This is a genomic window from Streptomyces atratus (assembly GCF_014648655.1).
Classification (GTDB): Bacteria; Actinomycetota; Actinomycetes; order Streptomycetales; family Streptomycetaceae; genus Streptomyces; species Streptomyces atratus.
This window is the reverse complement of the sequence record NZ_BMRN01000006.1, coordinates 1-2769: the sequence shown is the minus strand read 5'-3', so window position 1 is coordinate 2769 and position 2769 is coordinate 1. Positions and strand designations below refer to the sequence as shown.

Sequence of the window (2769 nt, the reverse complement as noted above, 5' to 3'; positions counted from 1 at the left end):
CTCGTCGGCACCCTCACGCTGCAACGCGGATACCAACTTGCTGAAACAGCGCGGACTCATTCCTGTGAACGGCACTATCCATGACGGCTCCGACGCAGTGATCACGCCCAACATGGCAAGATCATCCATCGGTCGGAGCGCTACGGGGCCTGTCTCAAAGGACGGGGATCAGGTCGGGCTCGACGCCAAGCGCCATCACATCCTTGCGGACGGCCTTCACGAATTGTGCGATCTCCGCCACGAGCACATCCCAGCCGACTGGCGAGGTCCACACGCCTGGCGCGGAGACGGAGCCGACCCGCCATCCCTCGGCAGATCCCGCCATCCGCACCTCGCCCGATTCCGCGTAGGACATCGAGTCGAACTCGAAGTCATCGCGGTCGCCGTCCAGCCAGCCCACCAGGGCGCGCGCCAGTTCAGCCACGGGGAACAGCTTCTCCGCCATAACCACGTGGTCACCATCCCGGATGACCAGGTCGGCCTCGATGTCTGCGAGCAGCACCCCAAGAGGCGCCGTTTCAGGGCGGAGGCCACGCCGGTACAGATCCGGTGCACCCACATTTTCGTACGCGAGCTTCAATGTCATCTGGCCCTCCCCGGAGTTCAAGGGCCGCAGGTCTGTCAGCCACTCAAAACGCAAACCCTACCAAGTGGCCTGATAAGACTTGTCATGGGAAAGCGGGACAGCCCTTATAGATGTTGGGAGCCCGATGGGAGACGACAACTTGTGACACGGAGTTGATCAGGCACGCTGAGTCGGCGAAATTGGCCTGGAGGAAATCCACCTTCAGCGGTGATCAAGGTGCCTGGGTGGAGGCTGCTACCTTGCCGGGCGGTCGCATAGCTGTGCGTAACAGCAACTACCCCGATGTAGGCGCCGTGTATTTCACCGTTGCAGAGATGGGCGCCTGGATCAAGGGCGTGAAGGCGGGAAAGTTCGACCATCTAATCGACGAGTAGCCAGTCGTTGGGCGCACTGCGCCCCCGACCCGGTTGGGACGCTGCTGTGGAAGGTCTCGCGGTGTGGCTTGATTCTGCGGCAGATGCCATGCCCAATGGACTTCACCGATGAATTGTCGCGCCAGTGCGAAGTCGGGCGCTGAGAGCTACTCGCTCCACGTCTCGGCGACGCTCCCTCGCTGGACGGCAAGCACGAGAAGATCTCTGAGCGGATAAATTAATGCGAGTACCGTCTCTTTGTCTAATAGGTCATCTTCATCTTGATCCGGCGGATACTGAACATTCGCACCCTGTTCCAGGCGGTGAATTGTCTCACCGAGTGATTGGCTGACATTCCTTGAATCCTGTGGGGAAAGAGGATTTTGCCACGTCCAGCAGGCGAGTGAATCGGATACTCCTTGGGAAAGGGTTGTTGATACGACTGTTCGCCACACCGGTTCGGGGCAAGTCACGACTCTGCCAACAACAAAGGGAGGTCCCCCGAAGGTGAGTGTCTCACCTTCGTTCATGTCAGCGAGCCTGAAGAATCGACGAATGTGCCAATAGTCGAACTTCACCGCAACTCCCTCGAGATTTCCTTGATGTATATCTCGATCAGATCGGCCAGATCCTGGCGCAGTGTATATCCTGGACCCCCTGTTTCGGGCCCAGGGCTCACGGGTTCAATGACAATGCGCTGTGTCTGCTGCCGGCTCAGATAGTGGGATCTGAACGCGTCCACCCGGATGGTCTGCATGCCCTTGCATGCCACGACAGCCCCTACGGCGAGGGACCGATCCCTCATTCGCCCGTTCCCCCACCCCAGGAAGCTGGCAGCGAAATCGGGGGCGGCTGGATTGTCGGGTATTCGCCGGTAAAGATCTAATTTTCTCTCATCGGTTACGCTTTCGAAGCGTCGCCTGTTCACTTTGGCGCTGATAACACGAACTTCCCGCTCGCCGATTAAGATGAAGTCGATTTCGTCCACCTGCCCTCCCAGAGGGCGGCTGTTCGCATCGCATAGATAGAGAGTCGGACTGACCAGGAGAACTCCGCCAATGGAGTCGGCGAGCCGACGGAGGCCTGGTTCCGCTGCCACTTCAACAAGGTCGCCGACTCGGATTGTGGGGGCGTTGGCAGAACCGGACGGTCGGCGGTACGATTCAGGACTCATTATGATTTCGCGCTTCGCTGATCGGCTCGCTCTTATGAATGTTTCCGCTACTCCGTTGATGCGCCAGAGCTGGGCAACCTGCTGTGCGAGTCCCTTTATGGCGGCGAGCTCTGCAGCGGATGGCAGTTTCTTTGAGTCGCTCGTCAGTTGCGGATTTATTCGCGCTGTTACGCTTCTATCGTGGCCGGCTCCGCTATCCAATTCGATGGATGTGAGACTGAACCGGCGCCGAATAGTGTCCAGGCCGTTTCTTATGGATTCGGTTGTGGCGCCAGGGGCCTCCATGAGCTTGTGTGCGCTCTGGATCGCACTCTTGAGTCGTTTTTGTCGATCCCCTTCTCCCCGCCCCGGCTGATCTCTTCCAGTCTTAGAATTCTTTCCTTTGAGTTTGTTCCAGAGGGCTTTGCCTTTTTTGGCGATGAAGTTGACGATTTTGTCGATGGCGCGGTTGACGGGTTTGGCGACGGCGTGGAAGACGGATTTGACCTTGTTGGCGAGGTTGCCGATGCCGAGGAGTGAGGCGAGGAATCCGATGAGGAGGGGGACGCTGGTGGCGAGGGCTGTTTCGATCATTTTGGGGACGCCTGCGGTGCCGCCGTTGGCGATGGCGATGACGGAGTCGAGGACGGCGTTGACGAATTCGGCGATCTGGGCGC

At 58.9% G+C, this 2769-nt stretch carries 3 protein-coding genes and 2 pseudogenes; 1 reads left to right on the top strand and 4 read right to left on the bottom strand.

Annotated features, from left to right (window positions below; genetic code table 11):
- Together IEZ15_RS12085 and IEZ15_RS12080 are read right to left on the bottom strand one after the other, a co-directional pair.
- A pseudogene (locus IEZ15_RS12085) lies at nucleotides 1–114 on the bottom strand (IS5/IS1182 family transposase); the annotation flags it as partial.
- Nucleotides 115–154: 40 nt separating this feature from the next.
- The gene (locus tag IEZ15_RS12080) at nucleotides 155–586 is read right to left on the bottom strand and encodes a DUF7878 domain-containing protein (protein ID WP_229845853.1); all 432 of its coding nucleotides are present in this window, start codon (nucleotides 584–586) and stop codon (nucleotides 155–157) included.
- Between the two features lie 110 nt (nucleotides 587–696).
- Between IEZ15_RS12080 and IEZ15_RS12075 the strand changes: the two genes are divergently transcribed.
- Nucleotides 697–960, top strand: a complete 264-nt coding sequence (locus tag IEZ15_RS12075) for a DUF397 domain-containing protein (protein WP_189276478.1) — start codon at nucleotides 697–699, stop codon at nucleotides 958–960.
- Nucleotides 961–1106: 146 nt separating this feature from the next.
- On the opposite strand, the gene IEZ15_RS12070 is transcribed toward IEZ15_RS12075, so the two are convergent.
- The gene (locus IEZ15_RS12070) at nucleotides 1107–1517 is read right to left on the bottom strand and encodes a hypothetical protein (protein WP_189276477.1); all 411 of its coding nucleotides are present in this window, start codon (nucleotides 1515–1517) and stop codon (nucleotides 1107–1109) included.
- Nucleotides 1514–2769, bottom strand: a pseudogene (locus IEZ15_RS44610) (hypothetical protein); the annotation flags it as partial. The gene IEZ15_RS12070 and the pseudogene IEZ15_RS44610, both read right to left, overlap by 4 nt.